This window comes from Streptomyces caniferus (genome assembly GCF_009811555.1).
GTDB classification, from domain to species: domain Bacteria; phylum Actinomycetota; class Actinomycetes; order Streptomycetales; family Streptomycetaceae; genus Streptomyces; species Streptomyces caniferus.
On record NZ_BLIN01000002.1, the window covers coordinates 262,918 to 282,197 of the forward strand.

20 protein-coding genes and 5 tRNA genes are annotated in these 19,280 nt (G+C 71.2%); 6 read left to right on the forward strand and 19 right to left on the reverse strand.

Translation table 11 applies throughout. The features are described from left to right. Positions 1-14: 14 nt before the first annotated feature. Entirely contained in the window at positions 15-2,984 is a 2,970-nt protein-coding gene (locus Scani_RS03010; RefSeq protein ID WP_159469743.1) for a helicase-related protein, read from the reverse strand. 76 nt (positions 2,985-3,060) lie between these two features. Beyond that, positions 3,061-4,722: a DAK2 domain-containing protein gene (locus Scani_RS03015; RefSeq protein WP_371872300.1), complete on the reverse strand. Its 1,662-nt coding sequence runs from the start codon at positions 4,720-4,722 to the stop codon at positions 3,061-3,063. 213 nt (positions 4,723-4,935) lie between these two features. Here Scani_RS03015 and rpmB point away from each other — a divergent pair, with 213 nt between their 5' ends. Next, positions 4,936-5,121 (forward strand): 50S ribosomal protein L28, encoded by a 186-nt coding sequence (gene rpmB / locus Scani_RS03020; protein ID WP_018087178.1) that lies wholly within the window; start codon positions 4,936-4,938, stop codon positions 5,119-5,121. A 132-nt stretch (positions 5,122-5,253) separates the two neighbouring features. Here the strand turns inward: rpmB and thiD are convergent, their stop codons facing one another. Further along, complete coding sequence (thiD, locus tag Scani_RS03025) at positions 5,254-6,072, reverse strand: bifunctional hydroxymethylpyrimidine kinase/phosphomethylpyrimidine kinase (protein WP_159469745.1); 819 nt, start codon at positions 6,070-6,072, stop codon at positions 5,254-5,256. A gap of 77 nt (positions 6,073-6,149) precedes the next feature. Beyond that, positions 6,150-7,118 carry a thiamine-phosphate kinase gene (locus tag Scani_RS03030; protein WP_159469747.1) on the reverse strand — a complete coding sequence of 323 codons (969 nt, stop codon included), beginning with the start codon at positions 7,116-7,118 and terminating at the stop codon, positions 6,150-6,152. 158 nt (positions 7,119-7,276) lie between these two features. On the opposite strand from Scani_RS03030, the gene Scani_RS03035 reads away from it, so the two are divergent. After that, positions 7,277-7,510: an Lrp/AsnC ligand binding domain-containing protein gene (locus Scani_RS03035; protein ID WP_159469749.1), complete on the forward strand. Its 234-nt coding sequence runs from the start codon at positions 7,277-7,279 to the stop codon at positions 7,508-7,510. A 21-nt stretch (positions 7,511-7,531) separates the two neighbouring features. Next, on the forward strand, positions 7,532-8,008 hold the full coding sequence (locus Scani_RS03040) for a DUF3515 domain-containing protein (protein ID WP_159469751.1): 477 nt from the start codon (positions 7,532-7,534) through the stop codon (positions 8,006-8,008). Between the two features lie 73 nt (positions 8,009-8,081). Here the strand turns inward: Scani_RS03040 and Scani_RS03045 are convergent, their stop codons facing one another. The 3 genes from Scani_RS03045 to Scani_RS03055 form a co-directional block, all read right to left on the reverse strand. Further along, positions 8,082-9,218, reverse strand: a complete 1,137-nt coding sequence (locus tag Scani_RS03045) for a D-alanine--D-alanine ligase family protein (RefSeq protein WP_159469753.1) — start codon at positions 9,216-9,218, stop codon at positions 8,082-8,084. A gap of 140 nt (positions 9,219-9,358) precedes the next feature. Then, positions 9,359-10,360: an NAD(P)H-dependent glycerol-3-phosphate dehydrogenase gene (locus Scani_RS03050; protein ID WP_159469755.1), complete on the reverse strand. Its 1,002-nt coding sequence runs from the start codon at positions 10,358-10,360 to the stop codon at positions 9,359-9,361. Next, positions 10,357-11,223 (reverse strand): lysophospholipid acyltransferase family protein, encoded by an 867-nt coding sequence (locus tag Scani_RS03055; protein WP_159469757.1) that lies wholly within the window; start codon positions 11,221-11,223, stop codon positions 10,357-10,359. The genes Scani_RS03050 and Scani_RS03055 overlap by 4 nt, the downstream gene beginning before the upstream one ends. Positions 11,224-11,363: 140 nt before the next feature. Here Scani_RS03055 and cofC point away from each other — a divergent pair, with 140 nt between their 5' ends. Then, the gene (cofC, locus tag Scani_RS03060; protein WP_246295471.1) at positions 11,364-12,101 is read left to right on the forward strand and encodes a 2-phospho-L-lactate guanylyltransferase; all 738 of its coding nucleotides are present in this window, start codon (positions 11,364-11,366) and stop codon (positions 12,099-12,101) included. Here the strand turns inward: cofC and Scani_RS03065 are convergent. The 5 genes from Scani_RS03065 to leuC all read right to left on the reverse strand — a co-directional run bounded on the left by Scani_RS03065 (position 12,082) and on the right by leuC (position 15,613). Beyond that, positions 12,082-12,285, reverse strand: coding sequence for a hypothetical protein (locus Scani_RS03065; RefSeq protein WP_159469761.1), 204 nt, complete (start codon positions 12,283-12,285; stop codon positions 12,082-12,084). The two genes, cofC and Scani_RS03065, sit on opposite strands and share 20 nt — an antisense overlap. 142 nt (positions 12,286-12,427) lie before the next feature. Continuing rightward, positions 12,428-13,078, reverse strand: a complete 651-nt coding sequence (locus Scani_RS03070) for an HU family DNA-binding protein (RefSeq protein WP_159469763.1) — start codon at positions 13,076-13,078, stop codon at positions 12,428-12,430. Between the two features lie 125 nt (positions 13,079-13,203). Beyond that, positions 13,204-13,449 carry an SCO5555 family protein gene (locus Scani_RS03075; RefSeq protein ID WP_159469765.1) on the reverse strand — a complete coding sequence of 82 codons (246 nt, stop codon included), beginning with the start codon at positions 13,447-13,449 and terminating at the stop codon, positions 13,204-13,206. Positions 13,450-13,585: 136 nt separating this feature from the next. Further along, positions 13,586-14,179, reverse strand: a complete 594-nt coding sequence (leuD, locus tag Scani_RS03080; protein ID WP_159469767.1) for a 3-isopropylmalate dehydratase small subunit — start codon at positions 14,177-14,179, stop codon at positions 13,586-13,588. A 3-nt stretch (positions 14,180-14,182) separates the two neighbouring features. Beyond that, the gene (gene leuC, locus Scani_RS03085; RefSeq protein WP_159469769.1) at positions 14,183-15,613 is read right to left on the reverse strand and encodes a 3-isopropylmalate dehydratase large subunit; all 1,431 of its coding nucleotides are present in this window, start codon (positions 15,611-15,613) and stop codon (positions 14,183-14,185) included. A 175-nt stretch (positions 15,614-15,788) separates the two neighbouring features. On the opposite strand from leuC, the gene ndgR reads away from it, so the two are divergent. Beyond that, complete coding sequence (gene ndgR, locus Scani_RS03090) at positions 15,789-16,505, forward strand: IclR family transcriptional regulator NdgR (RefSeq protein ID WP_159469771.1); 717 nt, start codon at positions 15,789-15,791, stop codon at positions 16,503-16,505. 103 nt (positions 16,506-16,608) lie between these two features. Here the strand turns inward: ndgR and Scani_RS03095 are convergent, their stop codons facing one another. Beyond that, complete coding sequence (locus Scani_RS03095; protein ID WP_159469773.1) at positions 16,609-17,091, reverse strand: DUF4188 domain-containing protein; 483 nt, start codon at positions 17,089-17,091, stop codon at positions 16,609-16,611. Between the two features lie 78 nt (positions 17,092-17,169). Between Scani_RS03095 and Scani_RS03100 the strand changes: the two genes are divergently transcribed. Next, on the forward strand, positions 17,170-17,817 hold the full coding sequence (locus tag Scani_RS03100; RefSeq protein ID WP_159469775.1) for a MerR family transcriptional regulator: 648 nt from the start codon (positions 17,170-17,172) through the stop codon (positions 17,815-17,817). Between the two features lie 44 nt (positions 17,818-17,861). On the opposite strand, the gene Scani_RS03105 is transcribed toward Scani_RS03100, so the two are convergent. From Scani_RS03105 to Scani_RS03130, 6 genes are all read right to left on the reverse strand, one after another. Continuing rightward, positions 17,862-17,934, reverse strand: a tRNA-Glu gene (locus Scani_RS03105). A 39-nt stretch (positions 17,935-17,973) separates the two neighbouring features. Further along, positions 17,974-18,045: transfer RNA gene (locus Scani_RS03110), tRNA-Gln, on the reverse strand. Positions 18,046-18,061: 16 nt separating this feature from the next. Next, positions 18,062-18,134, reverse strand: a tRNA-Glu gene (locus tag Scani_RS03115). An 89-nt stretch (positions 18,135-18,223) separates the two neighbouring features. After that, positions 18,224-18,296: transfer RNA gene (locus tag Scani_RS03120), tRNA-Glu, on the reverse strand. A 58-nt stretch (positions 18,297-18,354) separates the two neighbouring features. Beyond that, positions 18,355-18,426, reverse strand: a tRNA-Gln gene (locus tag Scani_RS03125). Positions 18,427-18,513: 87 nt separating this feature from the next. Continuing rightward, on the reverse strand, positions 18,514-19,263 hold the full coding sequence (locus Scani_RS03130; protein ID WP_159469777.1) for an HAD family hydrolase: 750 nt from the start codon (positions 19,261-19,263) through the stop codon (positions 18,514-18,516). Between the last annotated feature and the right edge of the window lie 17 nt (positions 19,264-19,280).

Consider the following 19,280-nt stretch of genomic DNA (forward strand, 5'->3'; position numbering starts at 1 on the left):
GCGGCGGCCCTCGCTCACCCCTTGTCCAGATACTGCTCCCGTTCGTCGTCCAGCAGGGCGGACAGGGCGATCCGCAGCTCCGGATAGCCGGTCAGCTCGGGATCGGCGGTGACCAGCGCGGTGGCCTCCTCGCGGGCGGACGCGATCACCTCCTCGTCGTCGATGACCGCGAGCATCCGCAGCGACGAGCGGACGCCGGACTGGGCCTGGCCGAGGACATCGCCCTCGCGCCGCTGTTCCAGGTCGATACGGGAGAGTTCGAAGCCGTCGAGGGTGGCGGCCACGGCGGCGAGCCGGGCGCGGGCCGGGCTGGCCTCGGGCATCTCACTGACCAGCAGGCACAGGCCTGGTGCGGAGCCACGGCCGACCCGGCCGCGCAGCTGGTGCAGCTGGGAGACGCCGAAGCGGTCCGCGTCCATGATCACCATGACGGTGGCGTTCGGGACGTTCACCCCGACCTCGATGACGGTCGTCGCCACCAGCACGTCCAGCTCACCGACGGCGAACCGGCGCATCACGTCGTCCTTGTCGTCCGGCGCCATCCGGCCGTGCAGCACCGCCACCCGCAACCCGGCGAGCGGACCCTCGGCGAGCTGCCCGGCGATGTCGAGCACCGCGAGCGGGGGCCGCTTCTCCTCCGCGTCCTCCGGTGAACCCGCCTGGTCCGCGGCGCCCTTGGAGCCGGCCGTCTTCTTCGCCCCCTTGGGCGCGTCCTCCTCGTCGCCGATCCGGGGGCACACCACATAGCCCTGATGCCCGGCCGCCACCTCTTCGCGGACCCGCTCCCAGGCGCGCGCGAGGAAGTGCGGCTTGTCCTTGGCGGGCACCACATGGGTGGCGATCGGCGAGCGTCCGGCGGGGAGTTGGTCCAGGACGGAGGTCTCCAGATCACCGAAGACGGTCATGGCGACCGTGCGCGGAATGGGGGTGGCCGTCATGACCAGCAGATGCGGCGGCTGCTTGCCCTTGCTGCGGAGCGCGTCCCGCTGTTCGACGCCGAAGCGGTGCTGTTCGTCGACGACGACCAGGCCCAGGTCGTGGAACTGCACCTTGTCCTCGATCAGGGCGTGGGTGCCGACGACGATCCCGGCCTCGCCGGTGACCAGATCGAGCAGCGCCTGCCGGCGGGCGGCGGCGCCCATGGAGCCGGTCAGCAGCACGACCTTGGTGCCCTGCTCGGCGCCCCCGAGCATCCCGCCCTCGGCCAGCTCCCCCATCATCTCGGTGATCGAACGGTGGTGCTGCTGGGCGAGGACCTCGGTCGGCGCCAGCATCGCGGCCTGGCCGCCGCTGTCGACCACGCCGAGCATGGCGCGCAGCGCGACCATGGTGTTGTGGGTGACGGTGAAGTGGTCGGTCACATAGGCGTGGTCGGGGTGCCGGACGCTGATGCACTGGACGGGCTTGCGGCCGACGTGTTCGATGGCCCGGATGGTGCGCCGGAAGCCTGCCACGCCCTCCTCCGGCAGCGCCACGTCGACGTCGTACGTCCCCTCCCCCGCACCGCTCAGCCGCGCCCGTCCGCCCAGCGAGCGCACCAGCCACGCGAGGTCGTCGGCCAGCGGGCGGTGCGCCGCGGGGAACACCCGGCCGGCGCCCACGGGGCCGCTCCCGGCGTCCAGCAGGCCCCGCAGCACGGCCAGCCGGTCCTTGAGCGGTGCGTTGCGGTAGGCGTGCGGCACCCGGTCCGCCGGGCCACGGTCCTCCGCCAGCCTCCGCCCCACCCGGTACGGATCGAGCGGCCGGTCCCCGCCGCCGTCGAGGTCCACCGGCACGGCCGCCGGAACGGACCACCGGGGGCGGCCGTCGGGGTCGTGGAGGTCCTCCCGCAGCTCGCGGGTGGTCAGCACGCGCTCCCGGGCCTCGCCGGTCCCGACGATCCAGAGATGCTCGTCGTCGCACTCGACGGCGCTGCCGTCCGAGAGCACCAGCCGCCACACCTCGCGCTCGCCCTGCGGGAAGACGCCGTCCACCACGGCGAGCTCGCCGCTGGGCACCACCACTTCGGTGCCGACGGTCATCTCCCCCATGGGACGGAAGCCGCGCGGCGTCAGCACCAGCGCGTCCAGCGGCTGGGCCTTGCCGGAGCCCACCTCGCCCTGGAGGAGGCGGTGCATGGGGTGCTCGGTGGCCAGGTCGTCGAAGATCTCCCGGCTGACCTTCTGCTGGCCGTCGGTGAGCGTGAAGGGCAGCTTGGCGTCGAAGGCGTCGAGGATGCCGCCGGTGACCTGGGTCCGCGCCACGGCGGGGAGTTGGGTCTCGGCGAGGCGGCGCCGGGCGAGCGCGACCTGCAGGACGAACGCCTCGTCCCACTTCAGCCGGTCCCGCGCGGCGGCGATGTCGGCCTTGTGCGCCGGGCGGTGGATCTTGAGCAGCGCCTCGGTGAGCGGGACCAGCTCCCGGCCGCCCCGGAGCGCCTCGGGCAGCGGGTCGACGGCGTCCTGCGCGCTGGGCAGCACCGCGTCGACCGCCTTGGCGATCTTCCAGGACGCCATCTGCTGGCAGGCCGGGTAGATCGGCAGGAGCTGGCCGGCGAAGGCGTTGACCGCCTCGGCCCCGCTCCCGGCGTCGCCGTCGAGGAGCTCGTACTCGGGGTGGGCGAGCTGGAGTTTGCGGTTGAAGACCGACACTTTGCCGGCGAACATCGCCCGGCGCCCCGGGAGCAGGTCCTTGTGCGGCTTGTGGATGCCCTTGCCGAAGAAGACCAGCCGGAGCCGGCCGCTGCCGTCGGTGAGCGTCACTTCGAGGCGCTGTCCCCGGCCGCCGTTGAACTTCATCACCCGGGCGTCCGCGACCTGCGCGACGACCGTGACGTGTTCGTCCAGCGGGAGGTCCGCGAGCCGGGTGAGTTCGCCGCGCTCGGCATAGCGGCGCGGGTAGTGATGCAACAGGTCGCCGACCGTTTGCAGGTCGAGATGCTCGGCCAGCACCTTCGCGGTGGTGCCACCGAGGATTTTCTTCAGGGGTTCGTCGAGCGCTGCCACGCCTCTATTGCACACCACGCCTGTGACAATCGCGGCCGTCCGACCGGCCCGGCGCGCTCCGGCCGGTCCCGCGCGCTCACTCCACGCCGATGAGCAGCGGCGCGGCATGCTGGCCGCCGTCGTAGACGACCGTGTCCACGGCGAGATGGCGCTCGCGGACATACCCCTCCAGCCGCTCGCCGAGCCCGTCGGGCACCTGGGCGCCGAGGACCAGGGTCACCATCTCCCCGCCCGCGGACAGCATCCGGTCGAGCACGGTCATCGCGGTGCCGGTGAGGTCGGAGCCGATCACCGCGACATCGCCGTCGATCAGGCCGAGGACGTCCCCGGCCTGGCAGACGCCCGCCATCGTCCACGACTGCCGCTCGGCGAGGGCCAGCTCGGCGTAACGGGTGGCGCCCGCGGCCGCGGTCATCGCGACCACGTCCTCGTCGAAGCTGCGGCCCGGTTCGTGCACGGCCAGCGCGGCGAGGCCCTGGACGGCGGAGCGGGTGGGGATGAGCGCGACCCGTACGCCTTCGGTGCGGGCCTCCTCGGCGGCGGCCGCCGCGGTGTGCCGCAGGTCGGCGTCGTTCGGCAGCAGCATCACCTCGCGGGCGTGCGCCTGCCGGATCGCCTGCACCAGTTCGCCGCTGGCGGGCGGCTCTCCGGGCCGCACCGCGACGGCGGTCGCGCCGGCCTGTGTGCACAGTCCCGCGAGCCCGGCGCCCGGCACCACCGCGACCACGGCCCGCGCCGTCATCTCCGGCTCCTTGGCGCGGGCCCCGCCGAAGTGCGTGATCCGGATCCGGTACGGGCGGCCCGCCTCGATGCCCGCCTCCACGGCGGCGCCCGCGTCGTCGACATGGACGTGGACGTTCCACAGGCCGTCCCCGCCGACCACCACCAGGGAGTCGCCGAGCCCGTCGAGCCGGGCCCGCAGCTGCCGCACGGCGGCGTCGTCGGCCTCCAGCAGGTAGATCACCTCGAAGGCAGGCCCCTTCGGGTCCCCGCCACCGGCCGCCGCCACCCGGCCGACGGCCTCGCAGCCGGCCGCTTCGGGGAGCGGGGCGTCGGCCCGTACGGCGACCGGTGCCGCCGAGGCCTCCCCGGACAGCACATCGGCGAGCGCGCCCAGCAGCGCGACGAGCCCGCACCCGCCGGCGTCCACGACACCGGCCCGGCCCAGGACCGCGAGCTGTCCGGGGGTCTCCTGCAGGGCGGCGCGGGCGCCTTCGTGGGCGGCGCGGGCGACCTCGGCGGCCCCGGCGTCCTCGCCCGCGGCCCGCTCCGCGGCATCCGCGGCGGCGGTCGCCACCGTCAGGACGGTCCCCTCCACGGGGTGGGCGACGGCCTCGTAGGTCGACGCGGCGGCCCGGCGCAGTGCCTGCCGCAGGGCGCCGGCGGAGCCGTCGGTGGCGGCCAGTACCTCGGTCATCCCGCGCAGCATCTGGGCCACGATCGTCCCGGAGTTGCCGCGGGCCCCGATGAGGGCGCCGTGTGCCATGGCGCCGATGGCGTCGGCGAGGCGGGGTGCGGTACCGGCCGAGGCGTGCCCGTCGAAGGCGGCCTCGACCGCGCGGGCGGCCGATTCGAGGGTCAGGTAGAGGTTGGTGCCGGTGTCGCCGTCGGCCACCGGATAGACGTTGATCGCGTCGATCCGCTCGCGTTCCCGTCCGAGCGCCTCCAGAGCCAGCCCGCACCAGGAGCGGACCGCGGCGGCGTCGAGCGGGTACGGCACGTCGTCCTCCTGGGTCACGGGATGCACCGCACAGTAGCCGCGCTGCGGGGGCGGGGCCGGGGCGGGGGCCCTGGGGTGCGTGGTAGTTTCGTTCTACGGGAGCGGTCGTTGTATGCTGCTCCGGTTGCCCGATGAAAATCGGGCCATTCCTCTCCTGACGGTGCCGGTAGGGCAATGCACTCGGCTCGTCGGGATTCACCGTAAGTGCATCTGAAGTCTTTGGAGTGACCCGTGGCTGCCAACTGCGACGTCTGCGGCAAGGGGCCGGGCTTCGGCAAGAGTGTCTCGCACTCGCATCGCCGTACCAACCGTCGTTGGAACCCCAACATCCAGACGGTGCGTGCAGTGATCGGGCGCACGCCGAAGCGGCTGAACGCCTGCACCTCGTGCATCAAGGCCGGCAAGGTCTCGCGCTGACGCCTTAGCCGTAGCGCAGCCCAGCCGGTTGCTCGAGAAGCCGGTCCACCTTCGTGGTGGGCCGGCTTCTGCCTTTCCCGGGGCCGGGCACGGTAGCGGCCCCGCCCGGCCGGGGGGCCGCGGTGCGCGCGGTCAGTGCGTGCCGCGCCAGCGCCAGCCGTGGTCCACGGGACCGATGCCCGCGCCCAGCCGGAAGCCGGCCGCGAGGGCTCCGGTGACGTAGTCCTTCGCCGCCGCCGCGGCCTGCGGGACGGTGTCCCCCTTGGCGAGCTGCGCGGCGAGCGCGCTGGCGAGGGTGCAGCCGGTGCCGTGGGTGTGCCGGTTGTCGTGGCGCGGGGCGCGCAGCCAGTGCTCCTCGGTGCCGTCGGTGAGCAGGTCGACGGCGCCGCCTTCGCCTCCGGCGGGCCCGGCCGTGAGATGGCCTCCCTTGATGAGCGCCCAGCGCGGGCCGAAGTCCAGGATCGCGGCGGCCGCCCGCCGCATATCGGCCTCCTCCTCGACGCGGACACCGGTCAGCTGGGCGACCTCGTCCAGGTTGGGGGTGGCGACGGTGGCGGTCGGCAGCAGCACGGTGCGGACCGCGTCCAGGGCACTGGCGGCGAGCAGCGCGTCGCCGTGCTTGGAGACGCCTACCGGGTCGATGACGACCGGTGCCCGCACTCCGGCGAGCAGTTCGGCGACGGTCTCGACGAGTTCGGCCGAGGAGAGCATCCCGGTCTTCACCGCCTGCACGCCGATGTCGTCGACGACGCTGCGGAACTGGGCCCGTACGGCCTCGGCCGGCAGCTCCCACGCGCCCTGCACGCCCAGGGAGTTCTGGGCGGTGACGGCGGTGAGCACGCTCATGCCATGGGTGCCGAGCGCCAGCATCGTCTTCAGGTCGGCCTGGATGCCCGCGCCGCCGCCGGAGTCGGACCCGGCGACGGTCAGGACGCGTGGAGGTATGTGCATACCGCCGAATCTACTCGGCGGCGCCCCGCGGCCCCGCGGGGCGCCCGTACCGGCGCCGCCGATGGCCCGCGACAGGCCTATTCGGCGTCCCCGTTGTCGCCGAAGTGGTCCCAGCCGGCCTTCACCCAGGGAGCGCCGTCCACCGTCACCTGCGGCAGCGCGGAGGGGTGGAGGACCTCGCCGATGACCTTCCAGCGGGCCGGCAGCTTCACATCGGGCGGGAAGGTGGCCACGATCGCGTGGTCCTCGCCCCCGTTGAGCACCCACTGCATCGGGTCCACGCCCACGGCCGTGCCGATGTCGGACATCTGTGACGGGATGTCGATACCGGCGGAGCGCAGATCGATCCGGACCTTGCTGGCCTCGGCGATGTGCCCGAGATCGGCGACGAGTCCGTCGCTGACGTCCGTCATGGCGGTGGCGCCGAGTCCGGCGGCCGCCGGTCCCGCGTGGTACGGCGGTTCGGGGCGGCGGTGGGCCTCCACGAAGGCGCGCGGCGAGCGGAACCCGCGGGAGAGGACGGCATGACCGGCGGCGGACCAGCCGAGCCAGCCGGTCACCGCGACCACGTCGCCGGGCTGGGCGCCGGCCCGGGTGACCGGTTCCTGGTTGCGCAGATCGCCGAGCGCCGTGATGGCGACGGTGATGGTGTCGCCGCGGACCACGTCCCCGCCGACGACCGCGGCGCCCGCCACCTGGCACTCGTCGCGCAGTCCGTCCATCAGCTCGGTCGGCCAGGTCGCGGGGAGCTCCGCGGGCACGACCAGGCCGAGCAGGATCGCCGTGGGCACCGCGCCCATCGCCGCGATGTCGGCGAGGTTCTGCGCGGCGGCCTTGCGGCCGACGTCGTAGGCGGTGGACCAGTCGCGCCTGAAGTGCCGGCCCTCCAGGAGGATGTCGGTGCTGGCGACCACCCTCCGGTCCGGCGCGGTGACCACCGCGGCGTCGTCACCCGGCCCGATCCGTACGGCCGGAGTGGTGGTGAGCCGGGAGGTGAGCTCCCTGATCAGCCCGAACTCCCCCAGCTCGCCCACGGTGCCCTTCATGCTGTTGCCCTTCCCATGTGTACGGACGGTCCGTACGTGGCTGACGACTGTGCCGCACTTGCCGAGTTCACCGCGCGGGTCTCCCCGCTCCGCACGGTGACGCGGTACCGTGGCGTCCCTTCTTCCCACATGATCCTCGTAGCCGCCCTGGAGGTTCCGTGGTACAGGCCTACATCCTGATCCAGACCGAGGTCGGCAAGGCCTCGGCGGTCGCCGAGGTGATCTCCACGATCCGTGGTGTGCTGCAGGCCGAGGACGTGACCGGTCCCTATGACGTCATCGTGCGCGCACAGGCCGACACGGTCGACGAGCTGGGCCGCATGGTGGTCGCGAAAGTCCAGCAAGTGGAAGGCATCACGCGCACCCTTACCTGCCCGGTCGTCCATCTCTAGCTCCCCCGTATCCTCGGCCGGGTGATCTCTACGCGCCGCCGGCACCTGGCCCTCCCGGTGCTCACCGTGCTGTTCGCCGCGGTGAGCTGTTCCTCCGAAGACGTGGCCGTGCCCTCCCCCAAGGGCGAAGCGGTGCGGTACTGCAAGGCGCTCCACAAGGAGTTGCCGCAGACCGTGGACGGGCTGAAGCGGGGTACCCCCGAGCCCGTCTCCGACTTCACTGCCATATGGGGCGATCCTGCCGTGAAACTGCGCTGCGGGGTGCCGAAGCCCGACGTCCTGACGTACGGGAGTGAACATTACAACCCCGGCGCCGACGCGGCGGAAGTCAACGGGGTCGAATGGCTCTTCCAGAAGCAGGACGACGGCTATCGCTTCACGACGGTGCTGCGGAAGGCCTACGTCGAGGTCACCGTTCCCCGGAAGTACGCCCCCGAGGTCGATGTGCTCACCGATCTCGGGGGCGCCGTGAAGAAGACGGTTCCCGCCGGGGTCTAGGGGGTGTCGTTCGGACACCCCCTGGATCCGGACCCGCGCGAGGGCCGCAGCGGCCCCCGGGGCGGGCGGTGGCTCAGCGCAGTCCCGTGGAGCGCTGCAGCGCGGCCTGCAGGAGCCGGTCGATCAGCTCGGGGTAGCTCACGCCGCTCTCCTGCCACATCCGCGGGTACATCGAGATGGGCGTGAAGCCGGGGAGCGTATTGATCTCGTTGATCACGAACTCGCCGTTGTCCTGCAGGAAGAAGTCCGCGCGCACCAGGCCCTCGCAGGACGCCGCCTCGAAGGCCGCGACGGCCAGCTCCTGGACCTTCGCGGTCTGCTCGGCGGTCAGCGGCGCCGGCACGATCCCGTCGGCCGAGTCGATGTACTTGGCCTCGAAGTCGTAGAAGTCGTGCGCGGTGACCGGCGGGATCTCGGCCGGCACGCTGGCCCGCGGGCCGTCCTCGAACTCCAGCACCCCGCACTCGATCTCGCGGCCGCGCAGCAGCGACTCCACGAGGATCTTGGGGTCGTGCCGACGGGCCTCCTCGATCGCCTCGTCCAGGCCGCCGAGGCCGTCGACCTTGGTGATGCCCATGGACGAACCGGCCCGGGCGGGCTTCACGAAGAGCGGCCAGCCGTGCTCACCGGCGAAGTCCACGATCTTCCTGCGGGCCGCTGCAGGATCCTTTTCCCACTCGCGGGGGCGGATGACCTCGTACGGGCCGACCGGCAGCCCGAAGGAGGTGAACACCCGCTTCATGTAGTCCTTGTCCTGGCCGACGGCGGAGGCGAGCACGCCCGAGCCGACGTAGGGCACACCGGAGAGCTCCAGCAGGCCCTGCAGGGTGCCGTCCTCGCCGTAGGGGCCGTGCAGGACGGGGAAGACGACGTCGACCTCGCCCAGCGCCTTGGGGACCGAGCCCGGCTCGCTGTAGACGACCTCGCGGTTGGTGGGGTCGACCGGGAGCACCACGCCGCCCTCGGTGGACTCGGCGAGCGCGGCCACGGTGGGCAGCTGCCGGTCCGTGATGGCCATCCGCTCGGGGTCGTCGGCGGTCAGCGCCCAGCGGCCGTCGGTGGTGATGCCGATGGGCAGCACGTCGTACTTCTCACGGTCGATGGCGCGCAGCACGGCGCCGGCCGTGAGCACGGAGATCGCGTGCTCGGAGCTGCGGCCGCCGAACACGACGGCGACGCGGGGCTTGTGTGGGGAGGTCTCGCTGCTCATATCGGCTTGAGGGTACCTGCTGACCGGCGCGGAGTCAGTGCTGCGGCGGCCGTTGGTGGCGTCGCGCCCAGGCCCGACGGGGCGCCGGGGGCCATGCCCCCGGCGGAACGGTGCCGGGCGCGGACGCTCCGGCTCCGGTTTCAGTGCCGTTCGGACTTGGCGGTGCGCGACATCAGCTCCTTGAGGGCGACCATCGGCTGCTTGCCCTCGTGGACGATCTCCACGACCGTCTCGGTGAGCGGCATGTCGACGCCGTGCCTGCGGGCCAGATCCAGTACGGATTCGCAGGACTTGACGCCCTCGGCGGTCTGCTTGGTGACCGCGATGGTCTCCTCCAGCGACATTCCGCGGCCGAGGTTGGTGCCGAAGGTGTTGTTGCGCGACAGCGGCGAGGAGCAGGTGGCGACGAGGTCGCCCATGCCGGCCAGCCCGGCGAAGGTGTGCGCGTCGGCGCCCATGGCGAGGCCGAGCCGGGTGGTCTCGGCCAGCCCCCGGGTGATCAGGGACGCCTTGGCGTTGTCGCCCAGGCCCATGCCGGTGGCGATGCCGACGGCGAGCGCGATGACGTTCTTGACCGCACCGCCCAGTTCGCAGCCCACCACGTCGGTGTTGGTGTACGGCCGGAAGTACGGGGTGTGGCAGGCCGTCTGGAAGCGCCGGGCCACCTCCTCGTCGGCACAGGCGACGACGGCCGCGGCAGGCTGACGGGCGGCGATCTCCTTGGCGAGGTTGGGGCCGGTCAGCACCGCGACGCGCTCCGCGGGCACCTTGGCGACCTCCTCGATGACCTCGCTCATGCGCTTGGCCGTGCCCAGTTCGACGCCCTTCATCAGGGAGACCAGAACCGTGTCGGCGGGCAGCAGGGGCGCCCATTCGGCGAGGTTGGCACGCAGCGTCTGGGCGGGCACGGCCAGCACGGCGAATTCCGCGCCGCGCGCCGCTTCCGCGGGGTCGGTGGTGGCCCGTACCGACGCGGGGAGCTCGACCCCCGGCAGATAGTCAGGGTTCGTACGGCCGTTGTTGACGGCGTCGACGAGGGCCGCACGGCGCCCCCACAGGGTCACCTCGCATCCCGCGTCGGCGAGCACCATCGCGAAGGCGGTACCCCAGGACCCCGTGCCGTAGACGGCGCAGCGCGTCACTTGCTTTCATCCTCCTGTGCCTGCTGGGTGCTTCGGGCCTGCTGCGGGCCGACGGCCGGTTCCGGGGCCGCGGCGCGCTCCGCGGGGGCCTTGGCCGCAGCGGCGCCCTGGGCCGCCTTGGCGGCTTCGCGGGCGGCGCGGCGCTCCCGGGCGACCGCCTTGCGCCAGTCGTACGGTTCGGCGGGCGCGGGCTCGCCGCGCAGGCCGGCCAGCTGCTCGGTGACCGCGGCCATGATGACGTCGGTGACGACGCGCAGCACCTCGGCGGTCGGTTCCTGGCCGTAGTACGCGCTCAGGTCGACCGGCGGCCCCGCCTTCACCCGCAGCGTCTTGCGCGGGAAGAGGCGGAGCTTCTTCTCCGTGGCGTACGGCGGCATGGCGTCGTTGGCGCCCCACTGCGCGACGGGAATGACCGGCGCCTTCGTCAGCAACGCCACCCGGGCGGCACCGGTCTTGCCCTGCATGGGCCACAGCTCGGGGTCGCGGGTGAGGGTGCCCTCGGGGTAGAAGGCGACGCATTCGCCCTTGTCGATGGCGCTGACGGCGGCGCGGAAGGCGTTGGCGGCGTCGGTGGTTTCCCGGTACACGGGGATCTGGCCGGTGCCGCGCATCATCAGGCCGACAAAGCCGCTCTTGAAGAGCCCGGCCTTGGCGAGGAATCGCGGGACCCGCCCGGTGTTGTACTGATAGTGCGCATAGGAGAGCGGGTCGAGATACGAGTTGTGGTTGACCGCGGTGATAAATCCGCCGTCGGCCGGAATGTGCTCCATTCCCTGCCAGTCCCGCCTGAACAGAACCAAGAGCGGCGGTTTGCAGATGACCGCGGCCAAGCGGTACCAGAAGCCGATTCTGCGGCGGGACACTGGGACACCCTCCTTGTGGGACCTGCAAAGCTGCTGCGAGCCGGCAGCCGCACAAGTGTCGCCCCAGGTACCCGCTATGTCGAGGACACCGTAACCCCGACGCTCCCGGAGAGCGGCGGCAGCAGGTGACAATGGCGCCGATGCGAAGAGACGGAGCAGAGGGCGAAGCAGAGGCGGCCTGGAGCCTGGTGGTGCCGCTGAAACCGCTGGTGCGGGCCAAGAGCAGGCTCTCCCGGGCCGCGGGGGAGGACGTCCGGCCCCGACTGGCCCTCGCCTTCGCCCTGGATACCGTGACAGCGGCGCTGGCCTGCAAGGACGTCCGGGATGTGTCGGTTGTCACGGACGACCGGCTGGCAGGTGAGCGGCTGGCGGCGCTGGGAGCGCGCATCCTGCCCGACACACCGGCCGACGGCCTCAACGCGGCACTGGCCCACGGAGCACGCGCGGTCCGGGCGCGTCGCCCGGGCGCGCCGGTCGCCGCGCTGAACGCCGACCTTCCCGCGCTGCGCCCGGCCGAACTGGAACTGGTGCTCCATTCCGCTTCGCAATTCCCCCGTGCATTTCTCGCGGATGCGTCGGATTTCGGGACAACACTTCTGACCGCGACTTCCGGAGTGGAATTGGAACCGGCATTCGGAGGTCCGTCCCGGGCCCGTCACCTGGCATCCGGCGCACGGGAGATCACCGCGACCGGGGTGCCCTCGGTCCGCCGGGACGTGGACACCGGCGAGGATCTGCTGGCCGCGCTGGCGCTGGGCGTGGGCCCGCACACGGCGCTGCAGGCGCCGTATCTGGCGGGTGGGGCAGCGACGGGCACCGGCCCCCAGGACGGCTCGCAGCGGCGGCTGCCGCCGCAGGTCAGAGCGTCTGGAGCGTGATCAGGTCGATCCGCCGGTCGTCGCCTTCGCCGGTGACGTCGATTCGGACCCGCTGACCGGGCCGCAGCAGCAACAGGCCGCCGGCGTCGAAGGCCGCCGCGTCGAAGGGCAGCGGGGTGCCGTCGTCCAGCAGCACGCTGCCGGAGCGGGTCTCGGAGTCGTACGTATACGCGGTGGCCTGCATGGGAGAGAGCCTAGACGAGCACGTCGTGGGCCCCTTCGCCCGCCCGCACCCCGGGACGGGGCACCTGGCGGACCCCGAACGCACCGCGGGCCGGGCTCCCCGAAGGGAGACCGGCCCGACGCGTGGCGTCGCCGCTGCTGAATTACCGCTTGCGCGCGGTGGTCTTCTTGGCGGTGGTCTTGCGTGCGGTGGCCTTCTTCGCGGGGGCCTTCTTCGCCGTCGCCTTCTTGGCGGGGGCGGTCTTCTTCGCGGTGGCCTTCTTCGCGGTGGTCTTCTTGGCCGGGGCCGCCTTCTTGGCGGTGGCCTTCGTGGCGGTCTTCTTCGCCGTCGTCTTCGTCGCGGTCGTCTTCTTCGCCGCGGTGGTCTTCTTCGCCGCCGCCTTCTTCGCCGTCGTCTTCTTGGCGGTGGCCTTCTTGGCGGTGGCCTTCTTCGCGGCGGCCTTCTTGATGGCCGTACCACCGGAGAGGCTGCCCTTGGGGGCCTTCTTGACGGAGACCTCGCCGCCCTTGGGGAGCTTCTTCGAGCCGCTCACCAGATCCTTGAAGCCCTGACCGGCGCGGAAGCGCGGCACGGAGGTCTTCTTGACCCGCACGCGCTCACCCGTCTGCGGGTTGCGGGCGTAGCGGGCGGGACGGTCGACCTTCTCGAACGAGCCGAATCCGGTGACCGAAACGCGGTCGCCGGAGACAACTGAACGGACGATTGCGTCCAGTACGGCGTCCACCGCGTCCGCGGCGTTCTGACGGCCGCCGAGCTTGTCGGCAATGGCTTCTACGAGCTGCGCCTTGTTCACGTCTTCCCCTTCGGAGACATTGCTGGAACGAAAGATTCCAAGCTTTTTCGCACGTTAGGCAGATATATACCGCAAATCAAACACGAAACGGGCTAATCACCCTTGTGCCGCAACGAAGTCGACCTTCACGGACTTCCGTCGGCACGCGCATCTTCGGGATAACGACCTTCGTCGAGGTCTTCCATGAACCACTCCAGACGCCTTGCCGCGTCCGCAAGATCGTGTTTAGCCGCGGCCGTGATGACGAGCAGCTTCCGGGTCAGCGCCATCCGTACGCCCTCCGGGACTTGCAGTGTGCGCACTGTTGTATGTGCGTCCTTGAGCCGGTCGGCGACGAGACCGTAGAGCTCGAGTTGGTCGTCGCGTTCCATGCGCTAATTGTGCCATCTGCGCCGAGTTGTCGCTTCACGGGGCCTCAACAGCCGCCTCGACAAGCAGAAGCGCCCCCTGCCAACTGCACAGGGGGCGCATCGTACGCAATATAGCTTTGAGCCATAAAACCCGAGGTCAGACCTCGATGGTACGCGGCTTGAACGACGGCCTGTTCGCCTCGTACTCCACGATGGAGGACTCCTCCCGAAGGGTGAGGCTGATGTCGTCCAGCCCCTCCAGCAGGCGCCAACGCGCGTTCTCGTCCAGCTCGAAGTCGGCGCTGACGCCCTCGGCGCGCACCTGCCTGCCGACCAGGTCAACGGTCACCTCGGTGGCCGGGTCGGCCTCCAGCAGCTGCTGCAGCCGGTCCACGGTCTCCTGCGGCAGGACCACCGTCAGCAGGCCGTTCTTGAGGGAGTTGCCGCGGAAGATGTCGGCGAACCGCGAGGAGATGACGGCCTTGAAGCCGTAGTTCTGCAGCGCCCAGACGGCGTGCTCGCGCGAGGAGCCGGTACCGAAGTCGGGGCCGGCCACCAGCACCGTGGCGCCCTTGTACTGCTCCTGGTTGAGGACGAACTGCCCGTCCTTGCGCCAGGCCTCGAACAGCCCGTCCTCGAAGCCGTCGCGGGTGACCTTCTTCAGCCAGTGAGCAGGGATGATCTGGTCGGTGTCGACATTGCTGCGGCGCAGCGGGACGGCCCGGCCGGTGTGGGTGGTGAAAGCTTCCATGGTTCAGACTCCCGCGGGCGTGGCGACGTCGGCAGCGGACAGATCGGCCGGTGAGGCCAGATGGCCGAGAACCGCCGTTGCGGCGGCGACCTGCGGCGAGACCAGGTGCGTCCGACCGCCCTTGCCCTGCCGGCCCTCGAAGTTGCGGTTGGAGGTGGACGCGGAGCGCTCACCGGGAGCCAGCTGGTCGGGGTTCATGCCCAGGCACATCGAGCAGCCCGCGTGCCGCCATTCGGCGCCCGCCGCGGTGAAGACCTTGTCCAGACCCTCGGCCACGGCCTCCAGGGAGACCCGCACCGAGCCGGGCACGATCAGCATGCGGACGTCGTCGGCGACCTTGCGGCCTTCCAGGATGGAGGCCGCGGAGCGCAGGTCCTCGATCCGGCCGTTGGTGCACGAACCTACGAAGACGGTGTCCACCTTGATGTCCCGCAACTGCTGACCCGCCGTCAACCCCATGTACTCCAGGGCCTTTTCGGCGGCGAAGCGCTCCGAGGCGTCCTCGTACGAAGCCGGGTCGGGGACGCTCGCCGAAAGCGGTGCACCCTGGCCGGGGTTGGTGCCCCAGGTGACGAACGGCGCCAGCGCGGAGGCGTCGATGCGCACCTCGGCGTCGAAGACCGCGTCGTCGTCGGTGCGCAGCGTCTTCCAGTACGCGACCGCGGCGTCCCAGTCCTCGCCCTGGGGGGCGTGGTCGCGGCCCTGCAGGTAGTCGAAGGTGGTCGCGTCGGGGGCGATCATGCCGGCCCGCGCGCCCGCCTCGATGGACATGTTGCAGATGGTCATCCGGGCTTCCATCGACAGTTTCTCGATGGCCGAGCCGCGGTATTCCAGGACGTAGCCCTGGCCGCCGCCGGTGCCGATCCTGGCGATGATCGCCAGGATGAGGTCCTTGGCCGTCACGCCGTCGGGCAGCTCGCCGTCGACGGTGATCGCCATGGTCTTGAAGGGCGCCAGCGGCAGCGTCTGGGTGGCCAGGACGTGCTCGACCTGGCTGGTGCCGATACCGAACGCCAGCGCGCCGAAGGCTCCGTGGGTGGAGGTGTGGCTGTCACCGCAGACCACGGTGGTGCCGGGCTGGGTCAGTCCCAACTGCGGTCCCACGACGTGGACAACACCCTGCTCGACGTCGCCCAGCGGATGCAGCCGGACACCGAACTCGGCACAGTTCTTGCGCAGCGTCTCCAGCTGGGTGCGCGAGACCGGGTCGGCGATCGGCTTGTCGATGTCGAGGGTCGGGGTGTTGTGGTCCTCGGTGGCGATGGTCAGGTCCGTACGGCGCACCTGGCGGCCGGCCTTGCGGAGGCCGTCGAACGCCTGCGGGCTGGTGACCTCGTGCAGCAGATGCAGATCGATGAAGAGGAGGTCGGGCTCGCCTTCCGCGCGCCGGACGACGTGGTCGTCCCAGACCTTCTCCGCGAGTGTCCGTCCCATCGCTTTCCCTCCGGCCGGCCGCAGTGCCGGCCTTTCTCGTCTGTGCGCGATGCCCGTAGATCTCCCCGTGCCGGGCCTTTACGCCGGGCCCTGGTCCAGGGCCACACCTACAGATTGACGACTTCCCCGGAAAATTGAACTTGCGTTTCACAGTGTGAGACGCGAGTATCGTTGCATGGACAACTCTAGCGGCGTCGGCGTTCTCGACAAGGCAGCTCTGGTTTTGAGTGCCCTGGAGTCCGGTCCGGCCACCCTCGCCGGGCTGGTCGCGGCGACAGGGCTCGCACGACCCACGGCCCACCGGCTGGCCGTGGCACTGGAACACCACCGGATGGTGGCGAGGGACATGCAGGGCCGGTTCATCCTGGGCCCGCGCCTTTCCGAGCTCTCCGCGGCGGCCGGCGAGGACCGCCTGCTGGCCACGGCCGGCCCGGTGCTCACGCATCTGCGCGATGTGACGGGCGAAAGCGCCCAGCTCTATCGCCGGCAGGGCGATATGCGGATCTGCGTGGCGGCGGCGGAACGGCTGTCCGGACTGCGGGACACCGTCCCGGTCGGCTCCACGCTCCCCATGAAGGCGGGCTCGGCCGCCCAGATCCTGATGGCCTGGGAGGAGCCCGAGCGGCTGCACCGCGGTCTGCAGGGCGCGCGCTTCACGGCCACCGCCCTGTCCGGCGTACGGCGCCGGGGCTGGGCCCAGTCGATCGGCGAGCGCGAGCCGGGCGTGGCCTCGGTCTCCGCCCCCGTGCGCGGCCCCTCCAACCGCGTGGTGGCCGCCGTATCGGTCTCCGGCCCGATCGAGCGGCTGACCCGCCACCCCGGCCGGATGCACGCCCAGGCGGTCATCGACGCGGCGGCCCGCCTCTCCGAGGGCCTGCGGCGCACCGGCTGAGCACCCCGCGACACGGCCGGGCAGGAGCCGCGGCCGGTTGCGGTCACGACGACGAAAAGGAGCGGCCCCGCGCGGACGGTCCGCGCGGGGCCGCCCCGGCCGCTCAGGCCGCCATCCGGTCCGCCGCCCGCTCCCCGCGGCGTCCGACCGGCACCGTCCCCAGGGCCTTCCCCAGCCCGAACGACGGCATATTGACGTAGATGCTCTCGTACGAGCCCGCCGGGACGACATAGGTCTCGTGCCAGAAGCCGACCTTGTTCCGCCCCTCCCGTGCCCGCCGGTTGAATGCCGCCCAGGCCGGCCGGTGCGCGCCGTCGGGGTCCGTGGCGTAGGCGAACAGCTTCTCCTTCGAGTCCCAGTACTGCAGGACCCCAAAGCTCCTCCCCGGCCCGACGAGCGGACGGTAGGCGAGCATCCCGCTGTCCGGATCCCGCGCCAGCTCCTTGAGCATGCGCGGCATGGCCCGGAACACCGGAAGCCAACTGCGCACCGCGCGCCAGCTGTTGACCCGCATCCCGATGAGGAAGACCACCACCTCCCGGTCGCCGTCCGTCGTCATCCGTCCCTGCACCGGCTCGTCGCTCATGACAGCCCCCTCGGTCATTGGATAGCTTTACTATCCATGATTGGATAGTGACACTCTCCAAGGGAAGGTGCAAGAGGTATGCGACTGGCGGAGCTGAGCGAGCGCAGCGGGGTGTCGACCGCCACGATCAAGTACTACCTACGGGAGCGGCTGCTGCCTCCGGGCCGCCGGATCACCGCCACCCAGTCCGCGTACGACGAGGAGCACCTGCGACGGCTGCGGCTGGTCCGGGCGCTGATCCAGATCGGCCGGATCCCCGTGAGCACCGCCCGCGAGGTACTGGCCGCCGTCGAGGACGACTCCCGCGACCAGCTCTCCCGCCTGGGAGAGGTCGTCGGGGCACTCCCCCACGGCCCGGAGCCCGACGAGAACGACCCGGCCACCGCCGTCGGCCGGCGCACCGCCACCGAGCTGCTGCGCCAGGCCGGCTGGCAGTTCAGCCTGGAGATCCGCGAGGAGTTCCCCGCCTTCCGGATGCTCGTGGCCGCCATCGCCGCCCTGCACCGCCTCGGCTACGCCTGCGACACCGCACATCTGCTGCCCTACGCACGGCAGGCGGCGCACGTGGCGGTCGCCGACCTGGATCTGGTCGAGGAATTCACGTCGCCGACGGAGCAGCTGGAGGCAGCGGTGGCCCTGACCGTGCTCTACGAGCCGGTGCTGCTGAGCCTGCGCCGGCTGGCGGAGGCGGAGGAGTCCAACCGGCGCTTCGGCCAGGGGAGTTGACACGAAGAAGCCCCCCGCATGATGCGGGGGGCTTCTCTTTCTTGTACCCCCGACCGGATTCGAACCGGCGCTACCGCCTTGAGAGGGCGGCGTGCTAGGCCGCTACACAACGGGGGCAAGTTTTCGTGCAGTTGAGTGTCCGGAGGACACACCGCGCTGGGCTACCAGGACTCGAACCTAGACTAAATGAACCAGAATCACTCGTGCTGCCAATTACACCATAGCCCATGGTGGTTTAGACCAGTACCCCCGACCGGATTCGAACCGGCGCTACCGCCTTGAGAGGGCGGCGTGCTAGGCCGCTACACAACGGGGGCCCTAGCGATCCTCCACGCGACCGGGGCCGCGTGGGCTCTACATCGTCGCATCCGGGAGCGACCCGAAGGAGACGGAGAGGAAGGATCTGTACCCCCGACCGGATTCGAACCGGCGCTACCGCCTTGAGAGGGCGGCGTGCTAGGCCGCTACACAACGGGGGCCCTAGTACTGCACTCAAGAAACCTTCCACACGGTCATGGTGGACCGAAAGATCTCTTGCTGGGCTACCAGGACTCGAACCTAGACTAACGGAACCAGAAACCGTCGTGCTGCCAATTACACCATAGCCCACCAAAACTCAACCCCCCGTGGGGGGTTTGTTTGGTTTGCGCTTTCCGGCCGGGCCTTTCGGCCCTCTCGGGCGGCGCAGGAAGAACATTACCTGATCGTGGACGGCGCACCAAAACCGGTAACTTCGCGCAACAGCTCGGGGAGCTCCGCCAGGTCCGCGATCCGCCGCACCCCCGGCGGCAGCTCCTCCCCGGCCTCCTCCCCAGTGCCCGCACGGTCCAGCCATACGGCGGCCAGCCCGGCGTCGCGGGCACCGAGCGCGTCGATATCGAGCTTGTCGCCCACGTAGACCACGTCGCCGGGCGTTAGGCCAAGCGCCTTACAGGCGGCGTGGAATGCCTCCGCGGCGGGCTTGGCGTACCCCAGCTCATCGGCGCAGAGCACCGTCTCGAAGGCCCCGCGGATGCCGAGGACGTCCAGTTTGCGCTCCTGGTTGGCGGTGGAGGCGTTGGACAGCACCGCCTGCCGTACCAGCGGCGCGAGCGCCTCCAGTACGGGCGCGGAGTCCGGGAAGAGGACCCAGGACGCCTCGTAATGGGCGATGTACCGGCCGAACCAGGCATCGGCGTCGGCGTCGGAGAGGAGCGGGGTTCCCAGAAACGTCCGGGCCCGGGCCCTGCGGTGGTCGAGGAAGCCCACCTCGCCGGCGAGGAAACGGGCGAACTCGGTCTCCATCGCCGCCCGCCAGCGCTCCAGGGCCTCCTCGTCGCCGTGTGCGGGGCCGTGTGCGGGAAGGAGCCCCTCGGCCCGGAAGTGCCGCAGCGCACCGGCCCGGTCCGACCCGGTGTAGTCGAAGAGGGTGTCGTCGAGGTCCCAGAGGACGGCGCGAACGGGCATACCGGCAATGTAACCGA